This window comes from Lacinutrix cladophorae (assembly GCF_053604645.1).
The window spans coordinates 164,688-188,852 of record NZ_JBSHNR010000108.1 but is presented as its reverse complement, the minus strand read 5'-3'; the positions used below and the strand labels follow the sequence as shown (position 1 = coordinate 188,852).

Annotated in this window: 22 protein-coding genes; 18 read left to right on the top strand and 4 right to left on the bottom strand. The window is 30.8% G+C overall.

Annotated features, from left to right (window positions below):
- Window positions 1-95: 95 nt before the first annotated feature.
- On the top strand, window positions 96-785 hold the full coding sequence (locus ACVC3Y_RS07270; RefSeq protein WP_303424069.1) for a hypothetical protein: 690 nt from the start codon (window positions 96-98) through the stop codon (window positions 783-785).
- Here the strand turns inward: ACVC3Y_RS07270 and ACVC3Y_RS07265 are convergent.
- Entirely contained in the window at window positions 769-1,155 is a 387-nt protein-coding gene (locus tag ACVC3Y_RS07265; RefSeq protein ID WP_452226515.1) for a DoxX family protein, read from the bottom strand. The genes ACVC3Y_RS07270 and ACVC3Y_RS07265 overlap by 17 nt on opposite strands.
- Before the next feature lie 423 nt (window positions 1,156-1,578).
- On the opposite strand from ACVC3Y_RS07265, the gene ACVC3Y_RS07260 reads away from it, so the two are divergent.
- Complete coding sequence (locus ACVC3Y_RS07260; protein ID WP_452226514.1) at window positions 1,579-2,094, top strand: hypothetical protein; 516 nt, start codon at window positions 1,579-1,581, stop codon at window positions 2,092-2,094.
- Here the strand turns inward: ACVC3Y_RS07260 and ACVC3Y_RS07255 are convergent.
- Window positions 2,081-2,998, bottom strand: coding sequence for a bifunctional metallophosphatase/5'-nucleotidase (locus ACVC3Y_RS07255; protein WP_303424072.1), 918 nt, complete (start codon window positions 2,996-2,998; stop codon window positions 2,081-2,083). The genes ACVC3Y_RS07260 and ACVC3Y_RS07255 overlap by 14 nt on opposite strands.
- Window positions 2,999-3,003: 5 nt before the next feature.
- Complete coding sequence (locus ACVC3Y_RS07250) at window positions 3,004-3,765, bottom strand: 5'-nucleotidase C-terminal domain-containing protein (protein ID WP_452226513.1); 762 nt, start codon at window positions 3,763-3,765, stop codon at window positions 3,004-3,006.
- 70 nt (window positions 3,766-3,835) lie between these two features.
- Here ACVC3Y_RS07250 and ACVC3Y_RS07245 point away from each other — a divergent pair, with 70 nt between their 5' ends.
- The 11 genes from ACVC3Y_RS07245 to ACVC3Y_RS07195 all read left to right on the top strand — a co-directional run bounded on the left by ACVC3Y_RS07245 (window position 3,836) and on the right by ACVC3Y_RS07195 (window position 17,887).
- Entirely contained in the window at window positions 3,836-4,363 is a 528-nt protein-coding gene (locus ACVC3Y_RS07245; RefSeq protein ID WP_407941808.1) for a DUF6913 domain-containing protein, read from the top strand.
- Window positions 4,356-5,237 carry a 4-hydroxy-tetrahydrodipicolinate synthase gene (gene dapA / locus ACVC3Y_RS07240; RefSeq protein WP_452226512.1) on the top strand — a complete coding sequence of 294 codons (882 nt, stop codon included), beginning with the start codon at window positions 4,356-4,358 and terminating at the stop codon, window positions 5,235-5,237. Before ACVC3Y_RS07245 ends, dapA begins: the two co-directional genes overlap by 8 nt.
- Window positions 5,238-5,430: 193 nt before the next feature.
- The gene (locus ACVC3Y_RS07235; protein WP_303424076.1) at window positions 5,431-6,243 is read left to right on the top strand and encodes an outer membrane protein assembly factor BamD; all 813 of its coding nucleotides are present in this window, start codon (window positions 5,431-5,433) and stop codon (window positions 6,241-6,243) included.
- Window positions 6,244-6,249: 6 nt separating this feature from the next.
- Complete coding sequence (locus ACVC3Y_RS07230; protein WP_303424077.1) at window positions 6,250-6,576, top strand: DNA-directed RNA polymerase subunit omega; 327 nt, start codon at window positions 6,250-6,252, stop codon at window positions 6,574-6,576.
- Window positions 6,577-6,585: 9 nt separating this feature from the next.
- Window positions 6,586-7,797: a bifunctional phosphopantothenoylcysteine decarboxylase/phosphopantothenate--cysteine ligase CoaBC gene (coaBC, locus tag ACVC3Y_RS07225; protein ID WP_452226511.1), complete on the top strand. Its 1,212-nt coding sequence runs from the start codon at window positions 6,586-6,588 to the stop codon at window positions 7,795-7,797.
- A complete protein-coding gene (gene porD, locus ACVC3Y_RS07220) occupies window positions 7,790-8,677 on the top strand; it encodes a type IX secretion system protein PorD (RefSeq protein ID WP_452226510.1) in 888 nt (295 codons plus the stop codon). The genes coaBC and porD overlap by 8 nt, the downstream gene beginning before the upstream one ends.
- Window positions 8,678-8,762: 85 nt before the next feature.
- Window positions 8,763-10,415 (top strand): DNA repair protein RecN, encoded by a 1,653-nt coding sequence (gene recN / locus ACVC3Y_RS07215; RefSeq protein ID WP_452226509.1) that lies wholly within the window; start codon window positions 8,763-8,765, stop codon window positions 10,413-10,415.
- 115 nt (window positions 10,416-10,530) lie between these two features.
- Window positions 10,531-11,343, top strand: coding sequence for an enoyl-ACP reductase FabI (locus ACVC3Y_RS07210; RefSeq protein ID WP_303424081.1), 813 nt, complete (start codon window positions 10,531-10,533; stop codon window positions 11,341-11,343).
- A gap of 147 nt (window positions 11,344-11,490) precedes the next feature.
- Window positions 11,491-13,191 (top strand): FG-GAP-like repeat-containing protein, encoded by a 1,701-nt coding sequence (locus tag ACVC3Y_RS07205; protein WP_452226508.1) that lies wholly within the window; start codon window positions 11,491-11,493, stop codon window positions 13,189-13,191.
- 149 nt (window positions 13,192-13,340) lie between these two features.
- A complete protein-coding gene (locus ACVC3Y_RS07200; protein ID WP_452226507.1) occupies window positions 13,341-15,932 on the top strand; it encodes a fibronectin type III domain-containing protein in 2,592 nt (863 codons plus the stop codon).
- A 218-nt stretch (window positions 15,933-16,150) separates the two neighbouring features.
- Window positions 16,151-17,887, top strand: a complete 1,737-nt coding sequence (locus tag ACVC3Y_RS07195) for a T9SS type A sorting domain-containing protein (protein ID WP_452226506.1) — start codon at window positions 16,151-16,153, stop codon at window positions 17,885-17,887.
- Between the two features lie 83 nt (window positions 17,888-17,970).
- On the opposite strand, the gene ACVC3Y_RS07190 is transcribed toward ACVC3Y_RS07195, so the two are convergent.
- The gene (locus ACVC3Y_RS07190; RefSeq protein WP_303424085.1) at window positions 17,971-19,083 is read right to left on the bottom strand and encodes a sulfotransferase family 2 domain-containing protein; all 1,113 of its coding nucleotides are present in this window, start codon (window positions 19,081-19,083) and stop codon (window positions 17,971-17,973) included.
- A gap of 74 nt (window positions 19,084-19,157) precedes the next feature.
- Here ACVC3Y_RS07190 and ACVC3Y_RS07185 point away from each other — a divergent pair, with 74 nt between their 5' ends.
- From ACVC3Y_RS07185 to ACVC3Y_RS07165, 5 genes are all read left to right on the top strand, one after another.
- Window positions 19,158-20,162, top strand: coding sequence for a glycosyltransferase (locus ACVC3Y_RS07185; protein WP_452226505.1), 1,005 nt, complete (start codon window positions 19,158-19,160; stop codon window positions 20,160-20,162).
- Window positions 20,163-20,233: 71 nt separating this feature from the next.
- Entirely contained in the window at window positions 20,234-21,127 is an 894-nt protein-coding gene (locus ACVC3Y_RS07180) for a CdaR family protein (RefSeq protein ID WP_452226504.1), read from the top strand.
- Window positions 21,128-21,174: 47 nt separating this feature from the next.
- Window positions 21,175-21,768 (top strand): dephospho-CoA kinase, encoded by a 594-nt coding sequence (coaE, locus tag ACVC3Y_RS07175; RefSeq protein WP_452226503.1) that lies wholly within the window; start codon window positions 21,175-21,177, stop codon window positions 21,766-21,768.
- Window positions 21,769-21,838: 70 nt separating this feature from the next.
- Window positions 21,839-23,419, top strand: coding sequence for a sensor histidine kinase (locus ACVC3Y_RS07170; RefSeq protein ID WP_452226502.1), 1,581 nt, complete (start codon window positions 21,839-21,841; stop codon window positions 23,417-23,419).
- A gap of 4 nt (window positions 23,420-23,423) precedes the next feature.
- Entirely contained in the window at window positions 23,424-24,134 is a 711-nt protein-coding gene (locus tag ACVC3Y_RS07165; protein WP_303424090.1) for a response regulator transcription factor, read from the top strand.
- Window positions 24,135-24,165 lie beyond the last annotated feature (31 nt).

Here is a 24,165-nt window from a genome sequence, read left to right as displayed (position 1 = left end):
TTATCGATAAAAGCAGTTTATTATCGATTAATTACATTTTTTATTTATATTTGAAAGTTAAAAATTACGCTTTATTAGTGTGTTTAAATTATGCTATGTTAACTGATTATCTTGGTTTTACAGTTTTTAGTCTGCTAGATAGTTCTGTATTTGCTATACTGGAATTACTAGTGGTTCCAGCAATTACTGTGCTCTATTTTATATCAAGGAAAGAAAAGTCGTTGTTTTTTTTACTATTTTTAGTTAGCTATTCTGTTTCCGATATTCTACATATAATCGATGGAGATAACTTGTCTGAAGTTTTATATTTTGCTTGTAATATACTTTATGTTGTTGCTTTCTTTTTTTTATTACTGGAAGTTTTTAAAACCTTGAATTATAATATTGTACTAAAAAAATTCTTAGTGCAAACTATTGTTTTATTCGTGCTAGTTATATATTTATTTACCGTTTTATATGGAATTATAGAGCCTATTTTATTTGAATCGGAAGTGGTCTATTTGGTGCGATTTGTAGAACATAGTTATAACTTTGTGTTATTGGTTTTACTTTCTGTTTCCTTTTTAAATTTTCTAGAAAATGACACAAAAAAATCTTTATTTCTATTTATTGGTTGTTTGGCAATAAGTTTTTCAGAATTTTTATTGATAGGCTATTACTATCTTTCCGATCTTGAATTATTAAATTATGTAGCTGTAATGCTCAATATATTTGCCTTTGTAATGTTTTATCTTCAAACGAATATAGCTATTGATTCAAAAAAAAAAGCTAATATTTTTGCTTAATACGCTTTAAAAAATCTTGTTTAGATAGATATAAAATAATTCCAGATAATATAAAAGTTACGATAGCTGTAATAAATAGTATGCCACCATCATTATTAATTACAATGCCTAATTGGGTTAGATGCATGATAATGGCTCCGCCTAATATAGTTAGGGTTAGTATAGCTCCAATCCAGATTGTTTTAGGTATGATTAGCAAAATGCCCGCTATTAATTCTAAAATACCTATTAGAATTCTACCATAAGGTTCTAAGCCAACCTTTTCAAAAATATACACGCTATCAGGATGTGCAGTAAACTTAAATCGTAAAGTTTGTATCAGTATTATTGCCACAATTATTCTTAAAAGTAAAGAAACTTTTCTTTTCATGTTTAATTCGTTTGAAGTTAAAACATTAGACGTTATTAATTATTTGAGATTACATTTTTGAAGAATTTTCCTTCAAAATAAATTACAATCATGCATTTTATCGATTAAATGCGTTGTTTTGACGTTGTATATAGATTTTTTTTGTATTTTTGTTTTAACCTACTTATGATTATGACTTTGAAAAATTGGATAAAAAAATTTCCAAACAAGATGTTTTTGTGCATATTGTTTGTGCTTGTATTCGTTCATGTAATTGCTACTTTTAGTGAAAATGATTTGTTTCAGCAATTAACAAAACCCCTATTTGTACCTGTATTTTTGATTTATTTTTTATTAAAAAATAAGCATATTAATATTAGTGTGTTTATTTTCTTAATATTCTCTTTTGTGGGAGATTTTACTTCTATTTTTACTTATAATTTAATGCTTGTAAACATTTCAAGTTTGGCATACTGTATAAGCTATTTTGCTTTAGTAGCAGCAGTAATACCCAGAATTAAAAATTTGCAATTAGATACAGTAATTAGCTCGTATTTAATTTTAGTTTTCTTAATTAATGCGTACTTATTGTATATACTTTTTGATGTGATTAAGTATTATATTCCAGATAGTATAGAGGTGACTTTATTCGGAATAAAAAGCACCGCTTTAATAGTTCTTGCTTTTGTTTCTTTTGTAGATTATTTAAATTCAGAAAGCAAGGGATCGATATTATTTTTAATTATGGCCTTATGTTTTGTGTTTTCAGACGTATTACATTACATTAGTATGTATTATTTGTATAACATGAGTTTTGTAATGTTAGATAGAGTGTTGCATGTAGTAGCTTTATTTTTTCTATTTAGCTATATTTTAGAAAGAAATAAAACATCTAAAGCAGTAAAATTAAATACATCTATTTTTTCTTCAAAAACTATTAATGAGATTACACTAAAATAGAAGTTCCTTTAGCGGCTTTGTTTTTATCGGCATCAAAATAAAAGTCTATTTTACCAAGGTTAATTCCGTAGCAACCTACTTGGTTTACTAGAACGTTTTCACCAATACTGTTTTTTGCGACTGTTGGTTTTGGTAAAAAAGTATGCGTATGTCCTCCAATTATTAAGTCAATGTTTTTGGTAGCTTTGGCTAGATTTAAGTCGCTAATTTTTTCAGGAAAATTTTTGTAGAAATATCCTAAATGCGACAAACAAATAACCAGGTCACACTTTTCTTTTTCTTTTAATATTCTACTCATGTCTTGAGCAGTTTCAACAGGGTTAATGTACTTTGTTTCTTTATACATATTTTTGTCTACTAAACCATCCAGTTTAACACCTAAGCCAAAAACGCCAATTTTTATTCCGTCTTTTTTAAATACTTTATATGGTTTAACAAAGCCATCTAGAGATGTATTGGAAAAATCGTAATTAGCAGATAAGAAGTCAAATTTAGCATGAGGCAATTGAGCAAGTAAACCATCAACGCCATTATCAAAATCGTGATTCCCTATAGTAGCAGCATCATATTTAAGCATGCTCATTAGTTTAAATTCTAGCTCTCCACCATAATAATTAAAATATGGAGTTCCTTGAAAAATATCTCCAGCATCTAATAGTAATGTGTTTGGATTTTCATTTTTAATATTTTGTATTAAACTAGCTCTTCTAGCAACACCTCCTTGATTTGGGTTTCTTCCATCTTCGGGTCCAAAAGCATCAATGTGGCTGTGTACATCGTTTGTGTGTAGTATGGTGATTTTTGTTGTTTTGCTTCCGGATGTAAACGACTGCAAGCCTAAGCCTCCTAATGTTATTAATGCAGCTGTTGCAGATGTTTGTTGTATAAAATCTCTTCTTTTCATCTGGTTTAATTTATTTGAATAAATCTGTCATCAATAACAGGATTAATAGTGTCTTTTTTTAGAAAATAATCTAATAATGCATTTCTTACTTTGTAATTTAAAACATATAAGCTATCATTTGTTTGAAAAAAGGTCATTCGGTCTCCACCATTATACAGGTAGTCATTGGTTGCAACATAATAGGTTTTTTCAGTATCAATTGGTTGGTTCTTAATACTTGCGCTAATCGCATTGTAATCTTTGTCTAGTTTCAATTTTAAACCAGAAATTGGATGTGCTCGTTTTGCTCTACTTAAATAGCGTATTAAACTATCCTGAATTGTTTTTCCTTGCATGGCAACAACGACAAGACTATTTTCAAAAGGCATAATTTCGTATGCGGTTCTAGTAGTAATATTTCCTTTAGATATTATAGCGCGAATACCGCCATGATTGACCAATACCATGTCTACGTTATGGCCAGTTTGTTTGTTAAAAATCGTATTAGATTCTTCCAATATGGCATCAGCAAATAGGTTTCCAATTGCGGTATTAAATTCGCCATCTCTTTTAGAATATGTGTCTACTGCAAACGAAATCACACTATCTAGATTATTGTTAACGTGCTCTCTATATGGTTTAATGAAATCTTCTATTTCTGAGTCTGTTTGTAAGCTGTCGTTAACGTTGATATTTTTTCCTTCAATTTTAGTAAGTTGTAAACTTTCTTGTTTACAGCTATAAATTAGTAAAGCAATACCAATAAATAAAAGATGTTTATAATTCATATCTAAAGTATGGGTTTTAATATACAAAACTAACTACTTTTGTTACCTTTGTAAGAAACAATAAAGATAAATGATTTTAAAGGGTTTTAAGCAAAATTCTACTAAAAAACATCTTAGTAAATTATTAAACTCAAGACAGGTTTTTTCAAACAATGAAAAGATAGCAAGCTTGGGGGTAATGATAAATATAGATGAAGTAGATGATTTTGAGTCTTTTAGAAAGCTTGCTAAAGAAATAAATGTAAGACCTAATAAACTTAAAATAATAGCGTTTACCTCTAATAAAAAAGAAGATATTAGTTCTTGGGATGTATGTTTTAATCCAAAAGATTTTAATTGGAAAGGAAAAATAAAAAACAAAGAGCTTCAAGAGTTTATAGACACACCATTTGATGCTTTAATTAGTTATTATGAAGCTGATGTTTTAGAAATGAAGGTTTTAAGTGCAGCGTCGAAATCTAAATTCAAAATCGGAGTATTGCAATCTGATACTCGATTAAATGATTTAATTATTAAAACCAATTTAAAACAATTCGATTTATTTAAAAACGAATTGATAAAATACCTTAATACATTTAATAAAATAAGTAATGAATAAAAAATTTGTAGGTACAGGAGTAGCTTTAGTAACTCCTTTTAATGAAGATTTAAGTATAGACCATAAATCTTTGGAGGCTATCGTTACATATAATATAGAGAACGGAACAGATTATCTTGTAATAAGTGGAACTACAGGAGAAAGTGTAACCATTACTGCCGAAGAAAAAACAGCAATAACCAAGACCGTTATAAAAGCCAATAATGGTAGGTTGCCATTAGTTCTAGGGATTGGTGGAAATAATACGTCGCAAGTTGTAGAAGAGATAAAAAATACAGATTTCTCTGGTATTGCTGCTATTTTATCTGTATCTCCATATTACAGTAAGCCTACACAAGAAGGGTTATATCAGCATTTTAAAGCAGTTGCCGAAGCATCACCAGTTCCTGTAATTTTATATAACGTTCCAGGAAGGACTTCTAAAAACATGTTACCAGAAACGACTTTGCGTTTAGCTAAAGATTTTAAAAATATTATCGCAGTTAAAGAAGCAGGGAATAATGTACATCAATATTTACAGTTGCTAAAAAATAAACCAGAAGATTTTTTAGTGATTTCAGGAGACGATGATTTAGCATTAGGAATTGTTTTAGCAGGAGGAGCGGGAGTAATTTCTGTTCTTGGTCAAGCATTACCTAAAGATTTTACAACGATGATTAATTTAGGTTTAGAAGGCAAAGCAAAAGAAGCTTACGCTTTACATTTTAAGCTAATGGATATTACAGGGTTAATTTTTGCAGAGAATAATCCTGCAGGAATTAAAGCCGTATTTCAAGCATTAAATATGTGTAGTTCTAGTGTAAGATTACCATTAGTGGAAGCATCTAATGTATTAAAACAAAATATTAAAGAAGCGCTAAAAGTATTTGCATAAAAGTTAAATATTACTTAAACCTTTAAATGCCTTGATTTCATCGGTTATTTTAGCAGAATAAAATATTTTTAAAATCCATAATAAAAGACTAATTTTGCAGTCTGTTTTAAAATCAAGAAAGCTAATTATAAAATTAGGGAGTATAATTCTATTAAAGAATTGCAACATATAGTAAAAACAGAAAAATTAACAAATGAATAGAATAATTTACACTTTATTAATTGGCTTGGCATTAAGTTCATGTAGCCCTTACCAAAAAGCTCTAAATGGTGATGATATTGCCGCAAAGTTTAAAGCAGGAGAGGTCATGTATAATAAAGGGAAATACATGAAAGCGAATAGGCTTTTTGAGCAAATTATACCACAATATAGAGGGAAACCTCAAGCGGAAAAACTTTCTTTTTTGCATGCAGATTCTTATTTTAAATCGAAAGATTATTATTTAGCAGGATATCAGTTTGATCGTTTCGTAACTACCTATCCTAAAAGTGAAAAGTCTGAAGAAGCTGCTTTTCTTTCTGCGAAAAGTAGTTACATGTTGTCACCTGCTTATACTAAAGAGCAACATGCAACTAAAGATGCTATTAGTAAATTTCAACTGTTTATAAATTCATACCCAGATTCTCCATTTCTTGAAGAAGCGAATACATTAGTACAAGAATTAGATGGTAAATTAGAACAAAAATCATTTGATATAGCATACCAATATTATAAAACCGTTGGATATACTAGAGATTATAACGCAGCAATAAAAGCTTTCGATAATTTTATTTTTGAGTTTCCAGGTTCTAAACTTCGCGAAACAGCTCTTTTTTACAGACTAGATTCTGCTTATGAATTAGCAATTAATAGTGTAGAAAGAAAAAAAGAAGACAGACTTATAAAAGCTAAAACATACTACCATTCTTTTGTTAATAAATACGCCAACTCAGAGCATTTAGAGGAAACAAAAGACATGTTAGAAAATTTAGAACAAGAATTAAAAAAATACAGTACTAAAAGTTAATATACTATGGATTTAAAGAAGATTGATGCACCTACAAGTACAACAACGTACAATAGAAACGCAATAGACGATGCTACAGGAAACATCTATGAGTCTATTTCAATTATATCTAAAAGAGCAGAGCAAATAAATTCTGAAATTAAAAAAGAATTAATTGAAAAATTAGAAGAGTTTGCTACATATAACGATAGCTTAGAAGAAATCTTTGAGAACAAAGAACAAATTGAAGTATCTAAGTTCTATGAAAGATTACCTAAACCACATGCTTTAGCTGTTAAAGAATGGTTAGATGGTAAAATTTACCATAGAGATACAGAAGCAGACAATCAGTAAAAAAAAGAGATGTCTATACTAAGCGGCAAAAATATACTGTTAGGCATAACTGCTGGTATTGCTGCTTATAAAACAGCATCATTAGTTAGGTTATTTATTAAAGCTGGAGCAAACGTAAAAGTTGTTATGACTCCAGCTAGTAAAGATTTTATTACCCCTTTAACCTTATCTACACTCTCTAAAAACCCAGTACATACTTCTTTTACTAATGAAGATGAAGAAGATGGCGTTTGGAATAATCATGTAGAACTTGGTCTTTGGACAGATTATTTTATTATTGCTCCTGCTACAGCTAATACCATGTCTAAAATGGCGAATGGGGTTTGTGATAATCTACTTTTAGCAACATATCTTTCTGCAAAATGTCCAGTTTATTTTGCACCTGCAATGGATTTAGATATGTATAAACACGCATCTACATTAGCGTCCTTTAAAAAATTAAAATCCTTCAATAATATAATTATTCCAGCTACAAGTGGTGAACTTGCTAGTGGTTTAGTAGGTGAAGGTAGAATGGCAGAACCAAAAGATATCGTTTCCTTTTTAGAAAAAGATATCTTAAAAAAACTCCCACTTAGAAATAAAAAAGTCCTATTAACTGCAGGTCCAACCTATGAAGCTATAGATCCTGTTCGTTTTATTGGTAATCATTCGTCTGGCAAAATGGGGTTTGAGCTAGCAAAAGCGGCTGCAAATTTGGGTGCAGAAGTAATTCTAATTACTGGACCAACACACCAAAAAGTGACACACGCTTTAATACAGGTTATTCCTGTAGTAAGTGCTCAAGAAATGTATGATGCTGCACATTTACATTTTAAAGATGTAGATATTGCAATACTTTCTGCTGCAGTAGCAGATTATAAACCAAAAAAAGCTGCAACTCAAAAAATAAAAAAGAAAGATACTACGTTAACATTAGAGTTAGAAAAAACAAAAGATATATTGGCGTCTTTAGGAGAAATTAAAGAAAAACAATTTCTTGTTGGCTTTGCATTAGAGACTAATAATGAGCTTGAAAACGCAAAAGGAAAATTAAAAAAGAAGAATTTAAACTTAATTGTATTAAATTCGTTAAATGATAAAGGTGCTGGTTTTAAAAAAGAAACCAATAAAGTAACACTAATTGATGCTAAAGAATGTGTTACCGAATATGCCCTTAAATCTAAAACAGAAGTAGCAATAGATATTTTTAATCAAATTATAAAACAAATACATGCGTAATATACTTTTAGGTCTAATAATGTGTATTAGTTTTGCTGGATTTTCGCAAGAATTAAAATGCAATGTCGTAGTAAGTGCACAACTAACGGGTAATGAAAATCTACAACTATTTAAAACGTTAGAAAAACAACTCAACGAATTTGTAAATAAAACGGAGTGGACAAACAAGAAATTTGGACCTCAAGAGCAGATAGAGTGTAGTATGGTAATTAACGTTACAGGACAAAGTAACGATTTTTTTAATGCATCCATACAAGTGCAATCTGCTAGGCCTGTTTATGGATCTACCTATACAACACCAGTATATAATATAAATGATAAAGATTTTTCTTTTAAATATTTAGAATTTCAAAACCTTATTTACAATGCGAATCAATTTGAGTCTAATTTAGTCTCCGTATTAGCTTTTCATATTTATATGGTATTAGGTTTAGATGCAGACACATTTCGTTTAAAAGGGGGGGAAGAGTACTTTAAGCAAGCACAAAATATTGTGAGTTATTCGCAACAAGAGAGTTTTAAAGGGTGGAAATTAGAAGACGGTTTGCAAAGTAGATTTATCTTAATAGACAATATTTTATCTCCAACATACAAAGACTTTAGAAGTGTTTTATACAACTACCATAGAAAAGGATTAGACACTATGAGCGAAGATAATAAACAAGCTAAAACTGAAATTGCAAATGCAATAATCGAGATGAATGCAGTACATAGACAAAGACCTAACTCTTATTTATCACGTACTTTCTTTGATGCAAAAGCAGATGAAATAGAACAAATTTTCTCTGGAGGTCCAAATGTAGATGTAAACAAACTATTAGAAATACTAAACAGAGTCGCGCCAATGCATTCTAGTAAATGGCGAAATATTTCGTTTTAGTTCTTCATTTCTCAAAGCTAGGAATCTGGATACCTAATTCTATTGATTAGTACTGTTTACCGAACCTGCAATAATTAATACTACTATGCTAACCTCTTTATCCATAAAAAATTACGCTTTAATAGATGCGCTTTTGGTAGATTTTAACCAAGGATTCACTATAATTACTGGCGAAACAGGTGCAGGAAAATCAATTTTATTAGGCGGTTTATCTTTAATATTAGGAAAACGAGCAGACTTAAGTAGTTTAAAGAATAAGGAGAGAAAATGTGTTATTGAAGCCATTTTTAATATAAAAAATTATCAACTAGAAAATCTATTTAATACCCAAGATTTAGATTTTGACAGCCAAACCATAATAAGAAGAGAAATACTTCCCTCAGGTAAATCTAGAGCATTTGTAAATGATACCCCAGTTAATTTAAACACATTACAATTGTTAGGGAAGCATTTAATAGACGTGCATTCCCAAAATCAAACCATGCAATTGGTAGATGACGATTTTCAATTTCAAATTATAGATGCTTTAGCAAATAATAAATCCAATTTAGAAAATTACCAAGTCGAACTAGCTACGTATAAAAAACTTCAAAAAGAATTAAAGGAACTTTATAAACTTCAAGCAGAAGCATTAAAAGAACAGGATTATAATACTTTTTTATTAAAAGAATTAACCGAAGCTAATTTAGTAGCTGGAGAATTAGAAAGTTTAGAAGAAGAATATGAAACCTTAAATAATATTGAAGAAATTCAAGAAAAACTAACACACTCGCATCAACTATTACAAGATGATGATTTAGGTATTCTTAACTTATTAACACAATTAAAAAATACACTTCAAAAATTATCTAATTATTCCAATAATTATCAAAATTTATTTACTAGAGTAAATAGCAGTCTTATCGATTTAGACGATACTTTTGCAGAAATCGAAACGCTTCAAGAAAACTTAGATGCAGATCCCAAACGATTAGAAGTCGTAAATGCTAAGTTGCAAACGCTTCATAATTTAATGCAAAAACATGTTGCCGAAAATGTTTCGGAATTAATTGAAATCAAAAATAAATTAACCGATAAAGTTTCCGATACAGAAAGTTTAGAAACACATATACTTCAGAAACAAAAAGGAATACAAACTATAACTAAAAAATTAGATGTTATTTCTGAAGCTATTCATAAAAATAGAGAAAAAACAATACCTAAGCTTATTCAAGAATTAGAACAAATTCTAAACGACTTAGGCATGCCAAATGCCCAATTTAAAATAGATATTATTTCCATTACAGATTATTTATATAACGGTAAAGATCAATTGTCCTTTTTATTTTCAGCAAATAAAGGCGGTCAATTTAACGAACTTAAAAAAGCAGCGTCAGGAGGAGAGTTAGCAAGAATCATGCTGGCAATAAAATCGATTTTATCTAATTATATACAATTGCCAACCATTATGTTTGATGAGATTGATACCGGAGTTTCTGGTGAGATAGCAAATAAAATGGCGCTTATTATGCAAAACATGAGTAAAACGATGCAAGTGTTTGCAATTACCCATTTACCACAAATTGCAGCAAAAGGACATACACATTTTAAAGTCTATAAAGAAGATGTAGATGAGATAACAACTACTAATTTAGTGAAACTTAATCCTAATGAGCGAATTGTGGAAATTGCACAAATGTTAGACGGAAAAGAGGCTTCAAATTCTGCTATGGCACATGCAAAACAATTATTAAATTAATAGCATACTATGTATGCATAACTAATACCAAATGAATAGGTAGTTCGTAAATATTAATTTAGTTATATTTGAATTACAATTTATAAAACTAATAAAACCAAATAACATATTACATATGTACAATTTATTAAAAGGAAAAAAAGGAATCATTTTTGGCGCACTAGATGAAAACTCCATCGCATGGAAAACCGCAGAACGCGTTCATGAAGAAGGAGGGACCTTTGTTTTAACAAATGCTCCTGTTGCTTTAAGAATGGGAACTATTAATGCATTGGCAGAAAAAACAGGTGCTCAAGTGATTCCAGCAGATGCTACTTCTTTAGAAGATTTAGAAAATCTTGTTGAAAAATCTATGGAAATTTTAGGAGGTAAAATTGATTTTGTTTTGCATTCTATTGGTATGTCTATAAATGTAAGAAAAGGTAATGCGTATACGGACCAAAATTACGATTGGACCAAAAAAGGAACCGATATTTCAGCAATGTCTTTTCATAAAGTAATGCAAACCTTGTACAAAAAAGATGCTATGAATTCTTGGGGAAGTATCGTCGCTCTAACGTATATGGCAGCGCAGCGCGTTTTTCCAGACTATAATGATATGGCAGATAATAAAGCGTATCTAGAAAGTATTGCGCGTAGCTTTGGCTATTTTATGGGAAAAGATAAAACGGTTAGAGTAAACACCATTTCACAATCGCCAACACCAACAACTGCAGGTTCTGGAGTAAAAGGATTTGATGGTTTTATTGCCTATGCAGATAAAATGTCTCCTTTAGGAAACGCTACGGCATTAGATTGTGCAAACTATACGGTAGCTATGTTTAGTGATTTAACCAAAATGGTAACCCTACAAAATTTATTTCATGATGGCGGATTTAGTAATGTAGGAGTTAGTAATGAAGTAATGGAAGCTTTTATAGATAAATAGTTTCTATTTAATATATTATAATAAAAAAGACTTTGTGTAAACAAGGTCTTTTTTATTTGGTATATATAAAATCTACACTGTCTGTTTGTTGTATTTTTTTTAAATTAGTCAATTCTTGTAAATAGATTAAAAAATTTTAAAGCAGTTATGATAAAAAAATACATATTCTTTCTTTTCCTCCTAGTTTCTAATACCATATTATCACAGATAAACTTTCAAGATGAAGCTCTAGCTTTAGGTGTAAATGTTTCTTCTGGAACACCCTTTTTAGGAAGCGGTGTATCCTTAGTCGATTTTGATAAGGATGGCTGGGATGATATTACCTTAGCAACTGGTGCTGGACAAAACATTAGATTTTTTAAAAATGTAAACGGAACTTTTGTTGAACAAGTATTTAGCACTATAAATCTTAATTATAGAACAAAGTCAATAAGCTGGGTAGATATTGACAATGATGGTGATAAAGATCTCTTTGTAACTAGTGATACTGATGGTAATAAATTGTTTGAAAATACAGGAAGTTTAACTTTTGTCGATATTACTGCTAGCTCAGGAATAAGTACTGCAAATATGTTTTCATATGGAGCAACTTGGGGAGATATTGATAATGATGGTTTTTTGGATGTATTTATTAATAACAGAAGTGAAACTATTTCAAATAAGCTATATAAAAATAATGGAAATAATACATTTGTAGATGTAAGTGCAACTGCTGGTATTTCTTCATCTGCTTACATGTCCTTTTGTGCTGCTTTTTTTGATTTTAATAACGATGGCTGGCAAGATATTTATATTTCAAATGATAAATATAATAACGCAAACATTATGTATAAAAATAATGGAGATGGGACTTTTGTAGATGAAAGTGAATATTCAGGAACAAATATATCTATAGATGCTATGACGACAACCATAGGCGATTATAACAATGATGGTTGGTTTGATATATATGTTACCAATACTACTGCTGGTAATGTGTTGTTTAGAAACGAAGGCGATGGTACTTTTGCTAATGCCACTGAAGGATCTGGAACTAGCTACAATAGTATTGGTTGGGGAACTGTTTTTCTTGATGCAGAAAACGATAAAGATATAGACATGTATGTTAGTGGATCTCTAGATGGTACTGTGCCTAGTTTCGTTTCTGCAGCTTTTTATGAAAATATAGGGACAGGAATCTTTCAAGCGCCTGCTAATGCTGGTTTTTTAGGAGATAATAGTGAGAGTTATTCTAATGCTGTAAGTGATATAAATAAGGATGGTCTTATAGATATTGTTGTTAATAATGGAGGGGATGACAATGTATTTATTTGGAAAAACCTTAGTATTACTACAAATAATTGGCTAAAAGTAAGTTTAGAAGGTGTTCAAAGTAATATAGATGGTATAGGCTCAGTTATTGAAATTTCAATAAACGGAAACAAACAATATAGGTATACACATAGTGGAGAAGGTTATATGTCTCAAAATTCTACAACAGAAAGCTTTGGCTTAGGAAACGATACAACAATAGATTATGTTAAAGTTACCTGGTTAAGTGGTGTTGTAGACATTATAAATAATGTTAGTGCTAATCAAACGATACACATTGTTGAAAATTCAACATTGTCAAATAATGACTTTCAAATAAATAAAGTTAGTTTACAATCTAATCCTGTAAATGATGTTATTGTGGTTAATTCAAAATTACCAGTTTATAAATTAGAGTTATATTCCATGCTTGGTCAAAGTGTTTTAGTTCAGGAAAACAGCCGCAAAATGGAAGTTTCTCAGCTAAATGCAGGACATTATCTTCTTTATGTTTCTACAGCGCAAGGAACATCGGTTTTAAAATGGATTAAACAGTAATTCATTTAATTGTAACAGAATAGCATTGTGCTTTTTATCGCATAAAAGTGTTTTTTGTCGATTTGTTAGCGTATTAGCTCATTATGTGATATAATATCAATATTTTCGAATCTTAATCACATTTTTTTAACTAAAAACCATATTTTCTTATGAAAAAAATTACATTGTTTTTTATGTTTGCTATTCTAGGAGTTTTTACTTTTAGTTCTTATGGACAAACATTAAACCAAGCCGCAACATGGCCAAATGCTGGCTGGTCTCTTTCTGGGACGTATATTGCTGGTGGATTATTATCAGATCCTACTACTACAGGACCAACATTAACTTGGGATGATGATGCAGCAGGAAACGGTTCTGGGGATAACTTAGAATTAACATCACCAGTCATCGATTTAACTGCAGCTAGTGGCGCAGGCGAAACTTGGATTACCGTAAGTGGTGAGTTTACATACAGAGCCTTAGGAGGCGATGTTTTAGCTATTGAGGTTTACGATGCAGATGCAATGACTTGGACTGCTCTAGAAACATTTGTAGGAAACTCTACAGCCAATGATTTTCAAACATGTGCTAATACAGTAGCATATACATCTGCTGTTTTAGATATTTCTGGTTATACTGCTACACAGTTATCAGGATTTCAATATCGTTTTACTTACGATGACCAAGGGGGATGGCAATGGGGATTTTGTGTAACTTCTCCTACAATTACATCTGCTGCACCACCTTCATGTTTGGACCCAACTACTTTATCGGTTGCTAACATTACAGATGTAACTGCTGATCTTGCTTGGACTGAAGCTGGAACTGCAACATTATGGGATGTAGAATTAGTAACAGCTGGTACAACACCAACAGGAACTGCTACAGCAACAGGAGTAACTAACCCTTATGGAGCAACGATGCTTACTGAAAATACTGCATATGAGTTTTATGTAAGAGCAGATTGTGGTGGTGGAACTTCTAATTGGGTAGGACCTTTTGCTTTTAGTACCACATGTGCTGCAATTGCTACACCATATACAGAAGATTTTGAAACTTTTACTATAACTACGGATGCAGTATTCAATAGCGAAAACTGTTGGTCAGCTACTGGTGGATCATATTATTGGGAGGCAGCTGCTGGAACAGATACATCCTCTGGAGGTACAGGACCAGACCCTACAATAACTACAGGTAATTACTTTTTTACAGAAGCATCTACAGGTGCCTCAGGTGATGTTACAGACTTAGTTTCTCCTTTGGTAGATTTATCAGGTCTTACAGCTCCTGCTTTAACATTTAATTACCATATGTATGGTGGGCAAATTGGAACTCTTGATGTATTAGTTAACGGTACTACTAGTGTGTTTACTGTTTCAGGTGAACAACAAACTAGTGCAACTACTCCTTGGGAGCTTGCTACTGTAGATTTAGCTGCATATGCAGGACAATCTATAACAATAACTTTTTCTGCAACAAGTGCAGGAACATTTGAAGGGGATATTGCTATCGATAACGTATCTTTTACAGAATTACCTACTTGTCCAACTCCTAATGCTTTAACAGCTACAACTGTTGCAGATACAACTGCCGATTTAGGATGGACAGAAAATGGAACAGCAACTTTATGGGATATTGAAATAGTAGACGTTACTGCTGCTGGTGCTGCAACAGGAATGCCAACTGCTACGGGAGTTGCTAATCCTTACACAGCAATGGGACTTACAGAAAACAACGATTATGCTTTTTATGTAAGATCTGATTGCGGAGGTGACTACTCTTCATGGGCTGGGCCTTTTGCGTTTACGACGTTAGAAACATGTCCTGCTCCTTCTGCTTTGGCTGCTTCAAATATTATGGAAACCTCTGCGGACTTAAGTTGGACAGAAAATGGGACAGCAACTTCATGGAATATTGAATTAGTTGATATCACTGCTGGTCAAACTGTAACAGGAACAGCAACTGCTTCTGGAGTAATGAACCCATACAGTGCTACTGGTTTAACTGGCGATAATAGCTATGAGTTTTATGTTCAAACAGACTGTGGTGTAGATGGTGCATCTGCTTGGTCTGGACCATTTTCATTTGCTACACCTTATGTAGCTGTACCTCCTACCTGTACTAGTGGTGTCTTTTTAGATTCTGGTGGAGCTTCTGGAGATTACTCAAATAGTGCAACTATTACCTATACAATTTGTCCAGATTCACCAGGGGATGTTGTTACTATAGACTTTACATCTTTCTCTACTGAAAATAATGGAGCAGCAGCTTGTTATGATGGATTAACCATTCATGATGGTGCAGATGATTTAGCGGTAACTATTGATCCTCCAGCAGGTGGAACAATTTGGTGTTGGGATGAAGATGATCTTCCTGCAGCAGGTACAGGTGATTTAGAAGGTATGTCAATAACTTCTAGTGATGCTTCTGGGTGTCTAACATTTGTATTTACATCAGATGGAACAGTTTCAAGAGAAGGTTGGGAAGCTTTAGTTTCTTGTTCAACTTTATCTAATCAAGATTTTGATAACGGTTTAGCATTTACTTACTATCCAAACCCAGTATCTAATGCTTTAGTTTTAAAAGCACAAAAAGATATTGAAAACATATCTGTATACAACATGTTAGGTCAAGAAGTACTTCGTACTGCTCCTAACGCTGTTAATACAGAAGTTAACATGACTTCTTTACAATCTGGAGCTTACTTTGTTAAAGTAACAATTGGTAACTCTACAGAAACAGTAAGAGTACTTAAGAACTAATTAATTAGAACTTATTCATATTTAAAAAGCCACCCTTTGGGTGGCTTTTTTTATTTAAAAATTTAATGTATTTACTATAATCATAGTAGTCTTACTATAAATTACCATTTCCCTAAAGTATCTAGCAGATTATTAGTGTATTATCAATATGATTTTAATGATTTTTTTGTAAATTTATTTATTAATTAAATAATTTATTAACAAAAAACCAATTTAATATGAAAAAAATTACTTTATTATGTATTGCATTTATTGCTTTTGCTTTTTCTTTTCAAGCGAATGCACAATGTGACTACACTTTAGAAATGAATGACTCTTGGGGTGACGGATGGAACGGAGGTACCGTGGACGTACTTGTAAACGGATCAGTAGTACTTGATGAAGCTACTTTTACTAGTGGAGCTCAAGCTTCATTGATTATTTCAGTTAATGATGGGGACCAAATAACAACGATGCATTCTGTAGATGGAGATTATCCCACCGAAATGTCGTATCGGATATTAGATAACATTGGGGTAGAAGTTGGTACAGGAAACCCCACCACAGATATAGATACAGCAATAGTTGTGATTTGTCAAGTTGTACCAGACCCACCATTATGTACAGGATCTCCTACACCATCAGTTGGTGGAACAAACACTGGGTTAGGAAGTACTGTTGATTTATCTTGGATTCCTGATGGAACAGGAGGTGCTCCTAGCGAATATGAAGTGTTTTTTGGAACAACTTCTGGAGCGCTAACCTCTTTAGGAACAACTACTGACGAGTTTGTTTTGATTACTGGTCTTGAGTATGATACTATGTATTACTGGATGATTGTTCCTTCTAATGCTGGTGGAGTTGCAACTGGTTGTACGGAATGGAATTTTATGTCTATCTCAGCGCCTCCAACTCCTACAAATGATACTTGTAATACCGGAATTGCAGTTTCTTGTGGTTCTCAAGTTGTTGGAAGTACGGCTGATGCTGCTGCAACAAATACTGGAGGTAATGATGCTGCAGATTTATGGTACGTTTATTCAAATCCTGGTGTGACGGAAGATGTTACTTTTAGTTTATGTAACTCTGATTATGATACCAATATGATTGTATATTCGGATTGTCCTGCAACTACGCAAATAGCAACAAATGATGATTTTTGTGCATTGCAATCGGAAGTTACTGTAACAAATACTGGAACAGAAACATTCTACATTATGGTAGAAGGATATGGTACTTCTACAGGAGATTTTATATTAACTACAACATGTAGTGTATCTATTCCTGCTCCTTCTAATGATAATTGTGATGCTTCTGAAGCATTAACTTTAGGTGTATCTACAACTGGTACTACAGCTGGAGCAACAGATCAAGGTACAGGCAGTGATGATGATACAGATTGTGATCCATTTGATACGCATGCAGATGTATGGTACTCTATTACATTAACAGGAGGGCCAAATGAATTAACAGTTACTACAACACCTACTGGAACTTCTAATGAAGCCGGTTTAGCTATTTATCCTGATGAGTGTGACTTTTTAGATATTAATGCTTTAGGGTGTGCAGGTTCCAATTCTGATACAGGTGGTACCATAACATTAACGGACTTAGCTGATGGTACTTACTATGTGAGAGTTTGGAGTGACGGTGCTGTCCCTGTGTCTCCTACTGCTTCTAGAACAGAAGGGACTTTTGATATTATTGCAGATGTTACATTATCTACGGCAGATATTAATGCAAATGGTTTAGCTTTTACTTACTATCCAAATCCAGTGTCTAGTGCTTTAACATTAAAGGCACAAAAAGATATCGATAACGTATCTGTTTATAATATGTTAGGTCAAGAAGTACTTCGTACTGCTCCTAATGCGGTTGACACAGAAATTAGTATGGAAAATTTACAATCTGGAGCCTACTTTGTTAAAGTAACAATAGGTGGTGTTACAGAAACGGTAAGAGTACTTAAGAATTAATATTTAAGAACTTATATATAATAAAAAGCCGCCTTTAAGGTGGCTTTTTTTAATATATATATATTATGAAACTTATGTTTTCGTTATTTAAATATCTTGTTTTTAATTGAAGTAAAAAAGCTTGTATTTGTATTAGATGCTTTTTCTGGTATTAAATTTTTATTAAAATGTAGCTTCTTATTGTATTTAAGAAAGGAGTTCCCCATTATGGTTTTATTTATTACACTGCATATCGCTTCGGTATTTTTTAAAGGATCTTTTTCGTCCTTTAATTTATTAAGTTGAATCGATAATGGAGAGTTCGTATAGGTGCTGTTAATAGTCTTAATAAAACAAGCATTCCACATAGAAACATATTCTTCTCCATCTTTAAGTTTTAAACTATGGTGTAAATAATTATTTAACTCTTGAAAAAAAGCGGTATTGTTATAAATAAATTTTTTGTTTTTAATTCCTATTTCTAAAAGGTTAAATCGCTCTGTATATTTCAATACATAATTATATTTATCTCCTCTAAAATTTAAAGATTTATTTTGTTTTAAATCTTTGGTGTTTTCTTCAAACTTTTTTACGCAATAATTATATAGCTTAAAATCTAAGGCATTATGTTTTATTACTAAATCTTTAATCTCTTGAGATACCTTATCAAGCTTAGGCCTATTAAGTGTTATTCGTTTAATATCAATGTTTTTCGGTAATTTTATTCCTGTAATAGAACTAAAGTGTTGTAGTGATTTTGCGTATTCTTCAAAAACACCAACATTAATAGGTAAGTTGTTAATCGTATTAATAACTAAATCGTAGTCGCTTTGGGTTACTAATTCTTCGTCATACATTCTTTTTCCTAATAGGAAACCAATCATATAGTTTTGCGTTTGTTTACTTTTAATATATTCTTTTAAATTTCTTGGCACTGGTTTAATTAGTGACATAAACTCTTGTCTGTCTTTAATAAAATAGTATTCAGAAATAAGTCTGTCTATAGGATTTCTTAACAACATGAATATATGATATGCATCATATTTATTGTAGTTTAATGGATTAAAAATATCTTTCGAATTAGACCTTTTAGTTTCATATAAAATATGTCTATAATTAAAATCTGGTTTGGTTTGCCATTCTGTTTTATTCATCACACAATTAATTGTAGTGCCTCCAGTTTTAGGAATATGAATAAAAATATTTTTTGAACTCATTGTTAATACAATTTTATATAAAGATACTGATTTTTGAAAGATAATAATTTATTCGATTGTCTTACATTTGTAGCATGCATTTAGACTTTTCATTTATTATTCCTGTTTATAACAGACCTCAAGAAATTGATGAGTTATTGCATAGTTTTACGCTATTAAAAACAAAAGCAAGCTTTCAAGTTGTTATTGTAGAAGATGGCTCGACAAAGACCTCTAAAGAGGTTGTAAATAAATATACAGATCAATTAGATATAGCATACTATTTTAAGTCCAACTCAGGTCCTGGTGATTCTAGAAATTTTGGAATGTATAAAGCGACCGGTAACTATTTTATTATTTTAGATAGTGATTGTATTTTGCCTTCACAATATTTAAATGAAGTTAGTAATAGTCTAGATAAAGAGTATGTAGACTGTTTTGGAGGTCCAGATGCAGCAGATACTTCGTTTACCAATTTACAAAAAGCTATAAATTTCGCAATGACATCCTTTATTACTACTGGAGGAATTAGAGGGAATAAGAATAGCGTAAATAAGTTTCAACCCCGAAGTTTTAACATGGGGATTTCAAAAAAAGCATTCCTTAAAACAAAAGGATTTGGCTCCATTCATCCTGGTGAAGACCCCGATTTATCTATTCGTTTATGGAAACTTGGCTACCAAACAAAATTAATTCCTGAGGCTTATGTATATCATAAAAGAAGAATTTCTTGGTCTAAATTCTATACACAAGTATATAAATTTGGTATGGTGAGGCCAATTCTTAATGCTTGGCATCCACAAACAAAGAAAATCACGTATTGGTTTCCTAGTATTTTTAGTTTCGGATTTATTCTAGCTATAGTTTTGTGTTTATTTCATTATAAAGTTTTGTTATATGTATATGCATTGTACTTTGTTTTAGCATTTGTTTTAGCTATATTAAAAACAAAAAATATAGTTATTGCTATACAATCTATGCTTGCAATTTGTATTCAGTTTTATGGTTATGGGTATGGTTTTTTTAAATCGACTTTTATTGTCGGTTTATTAAATAAAATACCCGAAGATCAATTTCCAGAATTATTCTTTAAAAAATAATGTTAAATAAGATTAAATTAGAATTTTTATCGTTTATAAAAACAAAAAAAATTAATATTTTTTTACTGTTTTTGGCATTAGCATTTGGTATTTTGTTACTTACTAAATTATCTAAAAGCTATACAAATACTTTTGTTTTTAATATTGATAAAATTAATATTCCCGAAGAAGAAGTAATACTTAACGATACGAGTCAAGTATTAGAAATTACTATAAAAACGTATGGGTTCGATTTATTGCAATACCATTTTTCTAAACCTAAAATACGAATAGATTTTTCTAAACATATTGATAAAACAGATTCTGCTTACATTTGGAGTAAAAACAAAGCATTTGCAGCATTACACAATCAATTTAATAAAAATATAGAATTGGTAAATATTGTTCCAGACAGTTTGTGGTTTGCTTATGATATAAATGCAGTTAAAACTGTCCCTATTAAATTACTTTCTAAAATAAGTTATAGCCCTGGTTATAACCTAACAGATAATATTGTTTTGCAACCCGATTCGGTTAAAATAATTGGAGCAAAAGCCATATTAGATAAAATGGATAAAATAGAGACAGACACGATTACTCTTAGTAATGTAAATCAAAACATTTCAAAATCTATAAATTTAAAACTGGATGACTTAGCTAAAGATTTAAAGTTTTCTGTGCATAAAATTGATGTTGAAGCTAAAGTTGAAAAGTATACAGAAGGGACATTACCAATTGTTGTACAAATAATAAATGTGCCTGTAGATATTAAGCTAAAACACTTTCCAAAGACAGTAAATGTTTCCTATTATACAAGTTTGGCTAAATTTAACTCCATAGAAGCCAAAGATTTTAAAGTAATTTGTGATTATAGTAAACTAGTAAAAGGACAAACGTATTTAGTACCTAAGCTTGATAAAAAGCCAGAAGCCGTAAAGCACTTTAAAATCAAGCAAGAGTTTATTGAATTTATTATTACAGAATGAAACTTCAAGCACGTAAGTAATATTACGTATTAATTACAATATAACACATGAAAATAGTTGGTCTTACAGGTGGGATTGGTAGTGGGAAAACTACAGTTGCAAAAGAGTTTAATAAACTTGGAGTGCCTATTTACATTGCTGATGATGAAGCTAAAAAGCTCATGAACAGGTCTAAAGTTATTAAGAGAAAGTTAATAGCGCTTTTTGGCGAAGATGCGTATAAAAATGAAAAACTTAACAGACCGTATTTAGCGAAGCTTATTTTTAATGACGAAAGTTTATTAAAAAAAATGAATGCTATAGTACATCCAAAAGTAGCGCAACATTTTAAAAGATGGCTTAAAAAACAAGATGCACCATACATCATTAAAGAAGTAGCTATTTTATTTGAAAATGGAAGCTACAAACATTGCGATTATATAATAACTGTAACAACAGCAATAGATACGCGAATGGAACGTTTGTTAAAAAGAGACAATACAACAGTTTCTAAAATTGAAGCAATTATGAATAATCAATGGAAAGACGAAGAGAAAATAGCATTGTCTCAGTATGTAATTTATAACGATATTTTAGAAGATACTATTTTTCAGGTGCAAAAAACCCATAATGAGTTACTTAAATCAATTATAAGTCTATAATTTTAACATTTTTGTTAATGTAAGGTTAAAAGCTATAACACCTAAATGTTAAAATGTTAATTTTGACCAGATGAGCAAAAAGTTATTCATCTTACTAATTATTTTAATGAGTTTATCGCTTATAGGAATTATTTCTGTACAAGCATATTATATTAAAAACTCGGTAGATAATAAAAAAGAGCAGTTTAATTTTAATGTAAAAAAAGCATTAAGTTATACAACAGCTGCTATTGAAAATAAGGAGCTAGATAAGTATTACACCATGTTTCAACAGCTTGCAGAACAAAAAAAGCAAGCAGACACTGTAGCAATTAAGAACTTATTTATAGTACAACAAAACCAAAACACTAACGAAACGATAGTGTATAAGAGTGGTATTTTTGAAGAGAATCACACATTGTCTTCCGCGTTCTTTGACATAGGTTTAGATAGAGATAGTATTAATATACAAAGAATACTAAGCAATTCGGAAACCAAAATTTATTCAAATTCTAACGGAACTGATTCCGATTTAAATATGAATCCTGTATTAAGTATTTCTAACTCAGGAAGACTTACAGAAGCAGAAAAAATAAATTTTGAAAAAGCTTTTAGAACATTTGCTAGTAGAATGCCAATTCATAAAAGAGTTTTAAATAAAGAAATTAATAGATTATTAAAAAAACAGCTTAATGAAGATAATATTAATATAGATTTTCAATATGCAATTTACGATAATGATCTAGCAACAAAAGTACACAGTGAAGCATTCGAGTTACAAAATGCATCTACTTTTAGTGTGCCAATTTTTGAAAACGAATTAAACGATAATAATTATAGATTGCTTGTAAATTTTCCAGAACACAATAAATTTATTTGGTCTTCAATAATTAGCATGATGATTTTGTCTATAGTATTTACTGGCATTATTATTTTAGCTTACGCGAGTGCATTATTGCAGCTTTTTAGACAACGAAAAATTTCGGAAATTAAAACAGATTTCATTAATAATATGACGCATGAGTTTAAAACACCTATTGCTACTATTAACTTGGCTTTAGATGCTATAAGAAATCCAAAAATTATAGACGATAAAGAAAAAGTGCTTCGTTATCTCAGCATGATAAAAGATGAGAATAAACGCATGCATGCACAAGTAGAAAATGTACTAAGAATATCTAAACTTGAAAAAAATGAACTAAACATTAGTAAGGAAAATGTAGACTTGCACGACTTAATAGAAGATGCAATTACACATGTAGAGTTAATTATAGAAGATAAGAAGGGATATTTAAAAACAAACCTTATAGCAGATAAGACTTCGGTCTTAGCTAATGATACTCACTTTACCAATGTGATAGTAAATATTTTGGACAATGCTATTAAGTATTCTCCAGAAGCACCAGAAATAGAAGTTTCTACAGAAAATGTAGGAGAAAATATTCTATTAAAAATTAAAGACCATGGAAGTGGTATGAGCAAAATAGCTCAAAAACGTGTTTTTGAAAAATTTTATAGAGAACACACAGGAAACATACATAATGTAAAAGGACACGGATTAGGTCTTGCATATGTAAAAAGAATGATAGACGACCATCATGGTCACATATCAGTAGAAAGTGAAAAAGACAAAGGAAGTATTTTTACAATAAGGCTTCCATTAATATCATAAAGCTATGAACGAACAACAAAAGAGGATATTATTAGTAGAAGACGACCCAAATTTCGGAACCGTTTTAAAAGATTATTTAATGATGAATGATTACGAAGTTACACATGCCAAAAATGGTATGGAGGGCTTTGAAAAATTCAAAAAAGATGATTTCGATTTATGTATTTTAGATGTCATGATGCCTTATAAAGATGGTTTCACTTTAGCTAAAGAAATACGCGAGAAAAATACAGAAGTGCCAATTATTTTCTTAACTGCAAAAGCAATGAAAGAAGATGTTCTTAAAGGATACAAAGTTGGTGCAGATGATTATTTAAACAAGCCATTTGATAGCGAAGTGTTATTAATGAAAATTAAAGCAATTATTCAACGTAAAGCTTCAGATACTGTTGCTGATAGTAAACAGTTTGAGTTTAAAATTGGAGGTTTTGATTTAAACTCTAAACTTCGTTTTTTAACTTACAATGGAGGTGAACAAGTAAAATTATCTCCTAAAGAGAATGAACTTTTACGCTTGTTAGCTTTACATGAAAATGATTTAATGCCTAGAGAATTAGCATTAACAAAAATTTGGAGAGACGATAATTATTTCACCTCTAGAAGTATGGATGTTTATATAGCGAAGCTACGTAAATATTTAAAACTGGATGAAAAGGTAGAAATATTAAACATACATGGTGAAGGCTTTAGACTAGTAGTTAATACAGAAGCTTAAAATTCTAGTATATATAAATAAAAAATCCAAC

Excerpts from the sequence above, each read along its gene's own strand:
- ACVC3Y_RS07270 (WP_303424069.1), top strand. The coding sequence starts at position 96 with ATGTTAACTGATTATCTTGGTTTTACAGTTTTTAGTCTGCTAGATAGT.
- ACVC3Y_RS07265 (WP_452226515.1), bottom strand. The coding sequence starts at position 1,155 with ATGAAAAGAAAAGTTTCTTTACTTTTAAGAATAATTGTGGCAATAATA.
- ACVC3Y_RS07260 (WP_452226514.1), top strand. The coding sequence starts at position 1,579 with ATGCTTGTAAACATTTCAAGTTTGGCATACTGTATAAGCTATTTTGCT.
- ACVC3Y_RS07255 (WP_303424072.1), bottom strand. The coding sequence starts at position 2,998 with ATGAAAAGAAGAGATTTTATACAACAAACATCTGCAACAGCTGCATTA.
- ACVC3Y_RS07250 (WP_452226513.1), bottom strand. The coding sequence starts at position 3,765 with ATGAATTATAAACATCTTTTATTTATTGGTATTGCTTTACTAATTTAT.
- ACVC3Y_RS07245 (WP_407941808.1), top strand. The coding sequence starts at position 3,836 with ATGATTTTAAAGGGTTTTAAGCAAAATTCTACTAAAAAACATCTTAGT.
- dapA (WP_452226512.1), top strand. The coding sequence starts at position 4,356 with ATGAATAAAAAATTTGTAGGTACAGGAGTAGCTTTAGTAACTCCTTTT.
- ACVC3Y_RS07235 (WP_303424076.1), top strand. The coding sequence starts at position 5,431 with ATGAATAGAATAATTTACACTTTATTAATTGGCTTGGCATTAAGTTCA.
- ACVC3Y_RS07230 (WP_303424077.1), top strand. The coding sequence starts at position 6,250 with ATGGATTTAAAGAAGATTGATGCACCTACAAGTACAACAACGTACAAT.
- coaBC (WP_452226511.1), top strand. The coding sequence starts at position 6,586 with ATGTCTATACTAAGCGGCAAAAATATACTGTTAGGCATAACTGCTGGT.
- porD (WP_452226510.1), top strand. The coding sequence starts at position 7,790 with ATGCGTAATATACTTTTAGGTCTAATAATGTGTATTAGTTTTGCTGGA.
- recN (WP_452226509.1), top strand. The coding sequence starts at position 8,763 with ATGCTAACCTCTTTATCCATAAAAAATTACGCTTTAATAGATGCGCTT.
- ACVC3Y_RS07210 (WP_303424081.1), top strand. The coding sequence starts at position 10,531 with ATGTACAATTTATTAAAAGGAAAAAAAGGAATCATTTTTGGCGCACTA.
- ACVC3Y_RS07205 (WP_452226508.1), top strand. The coding sequence starts at position 11,491 with ATGATAAAAAAATACATATTCTTTCTTTTCCTCCTAGTTTCTAATACC.
- ACVC3Y_RS07200 (WP_452226507.1), top strand. The coding sequence starts at position 13,341 with ATGAAAAAAATTACATTGTTTTTTATGTTTGCTATTCTAGGAGTTTTT.
- ACVC3Y_RS07195 (WP_452226506.1), top strand. The coding sequence starts at position 16,151 with ATGAAAAAAATTACTTTATTATGTATTGCATTTATTGCTTTTGCTTTT.
- ACVC3Y_RS07190 (WP_303424085.1), bottom strand. The coding sequence starts at position 19,083 with ATGAGTTCAAAAAATATTTTTATTCATATTCCTAAAACTGGAGGCACT.
- ACVC3Y_RS07185 (WP_452226505.1), top strand. The coding sequence starts at position 19,158 with ATGCATTTAGACTTTTCATTTATTATTCCTGTTTATAACAGACCTCAA.
- coaE (WP_452226503.1), top strand. The coding sequence starts at position 21,175 with ATGAAAATAGTTGGTCTTACAGGTGGGATTGGTAGTGGGAAAACTACA.
- ACVC3Y_RS07170 (WP_452226502.1), top strand. The coding sequence starts at position 21,839 with ATGAGCAAAAAGTTATTCATCTTACTAATTATTTTAATGAGTTTATCG.
- ACVC3Y_RS07165 (WP_303424090.1), top strand. The coding sequence starts at position 23,424 with ATGAACGAACAACAAAAGAGGATATTATTAGTAGAAGACGACCCAAAT.